At 68.2% G+C, this 3,426-nt stretch carries 3 protein-coding genes; 1 reads left to right on the top strand and 2 read right to left on the bottom strand.

All coding sequences use genetic code 11. The features are described from left to right. Nucleotides 1-12: 12 nt before the first annotated feature. Both ACIBTV_RS31350 and ACIBTV_RS31345 read right to left on the bottom strand, forming a co-directional pair. On the bottom strand, nt 13-663 hold the full coding sequence (locus ACIBTV_RS31350) for an IS5 family transposase (RefSeq protein ID WP_396710794.1): 651 nt from the start codon (nt 661-663) through the stop codon (nt 13-15). Nucleotides 664-1,501: 838 nt separating this feature from the next. Then, nucleotides 1,502-3,001, bottom strand: coding sequence for a LamG domain-containing protein (locus tag ACIBTV_RS31345; RefSeq protein ID WP_396710792.1), 1,500 nt, complete (start codon nt 2,999-3,001; stop codon nt 1,502-1,504). Nucleotides 3,002-3,236: 235 nt separating this feature from the next. On the opposite strand from ACIBTV_RS31345, the gene ACIBTV_RS31340 reads away from it, so the two are divergent. Further along, nucleotides 3,237-3,426 (top strand): hypothetical protein (locus ACIBTV_RS31340; protein WP_396710790.1); only part of this gene is annotated, 190 nt, incomplete at its 3' end.

The following is a 3,426-nucleotide window of genomic DNA, read 5'->3' as shown; positions in this document are numbered from 1 at the left end:
ACACCCCCCGGATCATCCGAACGACAGGGGCAGGAAGTCATACCAGGCCGGGCGACCGAGGGTCCCCGGCTGGGGACGATCAAAAAGGTAACGGGCGTGGGTGCGCGCCCAGGCCAGCAGGCCCGCGTCGACGCGGTTGACGTAGCCGGCGTCGGCCCAGACCAGGCCCAGCAGCGGGAACGTCTCGGTGATCCCCGTGAGGACCAGTTTGGCTCCGGCGCGTTCCTGGATCGACGCGGAATGCACCACGGCCTTCAGCAGTAGCCCGCAGGTGTCGACCAGGACGTGCCGCTTACGGCCCCGCGTGCGTTTGCCCGCGTCGTAGCCGATCGCCTCGCCACCTTGGTGGCTGTGTGCGGTCTGCGAATCGAGGACCGCCGCCGAGGGCTGCGGGTCACGTCCCTCGGCCACTCGCACCGCGTCTCGCAGCCGGTCGTGAACCCGGTCCCACGTTCCGTCGGCGCTCCAACAGCGGAACCACCGATATGCCACATCCCACGGCACGAGATCATGCGGGACGTGCCGCCAGGCGGTACCGGTACGCAGCACATACAGGATCGTGTCGATGACCAACCGGCGCGAATACTGCAACGGCCGACCACCCCGACGCGGATCCCTCACCGGCAACAACGGCTCGATCACCGCCCACTGCCCATCGGTCAGCGACGACTCGTACGCGGGTTTACAGACACAGCGACACAGACGTGATCTTCACTGACACAGTCAGCAAAGATCACGTCCAGGTATCACAACACTCTCTCAGACGCTCCCGATTTGCTCCCACGGTCCTGCGGTGGATCGGACGCCCTCATGCAGGGCCCTATCAGCGGCATGGTCGGACGTTTGCAGTCGCCTCAGCACAGCCGAGCCCCCACCACTCGGCCGAGGGTCGAGTGCCTTCTCGAATGCGCGGGCCAAGACCTGAATCGAGGTCTGGCCGTCATCGTCGGGCGGTGCCTGCTCCAGCTCTTCCGCCAGCGCTTGCAGGAGCGTCTCCCCTGTCAAGGCACTCCATGGCTGAGGTTGGTCATAGGCCGAATCACGCAAGTCCCACAGAGCATCGACGAGCTGCTGCTTTGTCTCCGCCGCCGCGGGTCGGGACGCCGGCGCAGGGTGAGTTCGCCGACGAAGTGGTCGATAGGTATCTCATCGAGCCTTGGCCTGCGCCGGTGGCGCCGGATGCTGTACTTCGCGTCGGCAGCGACGACGCCAGCTACTGGCATCAGACTTGGGGAAGTCGCCGCTGAGCCTCCTCACCAGTCTTCTAGCCGGGCCGGCACGAGCTCTTGGATATCGGAGCCAGCGACCAGGAGCGCTACCTCAGGAAGCACTGCCGCCTCCTCGTGCCGCAGGCGCCCGGGGGCGCGGATTCCCGATCGCGGGGGTGCGCCGGACTCCACACCGGCGGGGCCGAGCGCTGGTTGTAGTGCGGGCCTGGCGCGGAACGCAACGTAGAAGGAGCTTTCCGCGTCAGGCCCGTTGACGGTCTGCAGGCGTCGCTTCAGACCTTTTGCTCGGTGAAGAGGCGCTGCACGTCGGCGTCGCTGAGCTTGCCCTGGTACACACCGAGGTCATCGACCTGGCCGTACAGCCATCCGTCCGGTCCCTCCGGCGTAGTCGACCGGCCGACCAGCATCGCGCCCGGCGCCTGTCGGGGCTGCCAGGCGGCGTTCATTCCGACCGTCTGGGCCAAGGTCCCGTCGGCATAGAGCCGGGCCTGCCGTTGCGTGGCGTCGAGGACCACGACAAGGTGGTGCCACTGGTCGACCCCAGTTGCCGGCGCGGCCGCGTAGGTGGTCGCGGAGCCATCCGCTTCGGCGGCCACGCCGAACACCCACTGCCCGCCGTTGTCCGGCTCGTACCCGAGCCAGAAGGCGCTACGGTCGGTGTCGTCCTGCGAGATAACCGTCTGCGCGCCGCGCGTCGGGTCGAGCCGCACCCAGACCGCCGCCGTGAACGACTGGTCGGTGCGAAGGACCGGCCCGTCCTGCCAGACCGGGTTCCAGGCCTCGCCCACGTTGTGCTGGGTGCGGGCATATTCCCGGGTGGCCTCGCCATAGTGCGGGTCGGACGGGTCGTCGATCCAGTGGGTACCGTCGAGAGTGAGGGCCAGGTCCCGGTGGCCGGAATCGACAAAGCTGCCCTGCGTAAGGGCGAGCTGGCGTCCGAAGGCGGTGGAGTCCGGAGCGGAGCAGAGGGTCGGGTCGAGGTTCTCCTCGTAGCACGAGGTCGCCGCCTCGAAGCCCCAATCCCCGACCTGCCACGGCCGCAGCAGACCCGGCTCGTTGAAACCTCCGGAGGCCGGGTCGTCGGCGAACCAGCCGGTGAGGTCCTGGCCTACCAGCACCCGGTCGTACACCCGGACGTCGGCCAGGTTGCCCTGCCACCAGGCGTTGTCTCCGCGGCCCAGCCGGAACTCGCCGGACGGGTCGTTGACAGCGGTCACGTTGCCCAACGTCGCCTCGGCGACCCCGTCCACCCACAGGGTGAGCGTCCGTGCGGTGGCGTCGTACCCGACTGCCAGGTGGGTCCAGAGCCCGACCGGAGGGGCGGAGATCGACCGGACGATGGACACCTTGCCGCCCTTGCCGGTCTTCGACGGCATCTGGACCTGCCACCGGTTGCTGGCCTTGTCGTAGCCCACGGAGAGGGTGGCCTGGCCGGCGCTGGCCTTGCTGGCGAAGATCCGGCTGGCAGAGGTGTCGGCGAGTCGCACCCAGGCCGTGAGAGAGAAGGTCCCGGCCGTGTTCAGGGCCGAGGGCGACGCCGACAGGTACGACGAAGCGCCGTCAAAGCCGACCGTCTGGACACCGATGGACCGGGCGTCGTCCTTCCAGCTGATGTTCGCGCCAGTCAGCGGAGTGTCGCCGCCGATTGCCGGCTGCCAATCGGCAAGCGCCTGCGCTTGGGTGATCCCTGGATACGCCTCCAGGCCCCACCTCGCCGTCGCTGCGGACGGCAGGTGGACGGTCGTGGCGGCGCGGGGCTTCGCGTCCGCCATAGTGGCTGTGGCGAGGGGCAGCAGCGCAGCGGCAGAGACCACCGCAAGGCGCAACGCGGCCCTACGGGCCGGACCCTGGGCTCGGCCGAAGATAGAGTTGGTGTTGGTCATCGAACCTTCCCCGTGAAGACCGGCGCGGAGGTGACGAGCACCCGCCGGATCGCCGAGACAGTGTCACAGGACTGCGGATGCACCGCTACCCGGAAATTGGTCTTGCCCATGCGGCTGAATCTGGGTGAACCACGTCGCCAACCAACACCTCATCGAAGCGGCGCCAGCCGGTGACGGGGCAGCCGTGGCGCGGGCCTCGACCGGCGGGGCTGATCCGAATGTCAAGGGTCAGGACGAAGTCCTGTCCGATGGCCTTGGGTTCTCCTCGTTGGCGGACAGCAAAATTCCATGCTGGTGGCCAGGTGATCTCCGGG

It is taken from the genome of Micromonospora sp. NPDC049366, assembly GCF_044466625.1.
Classification (GTDB): Bacteria; Actinomycetota; Actinomycetes; order Mycobacteriales; family Micromonosporaceae; genus Micromonospora.
The sequence above is the reverse complement of the archived record's forward strand: the minus strand, read 5'-3'. Positions and strand labels throughout refer to the sequence as shown.

Coding starts and splice junctions, on each gene's coding strand:
- ACIBTV_RS31345 (WP_396710792.1), bottom strand. CDS start 3,001: ATGGCGGACGCGAAGCCCCGCGCCGCCACGACCGTCCACCTGCCGTCC.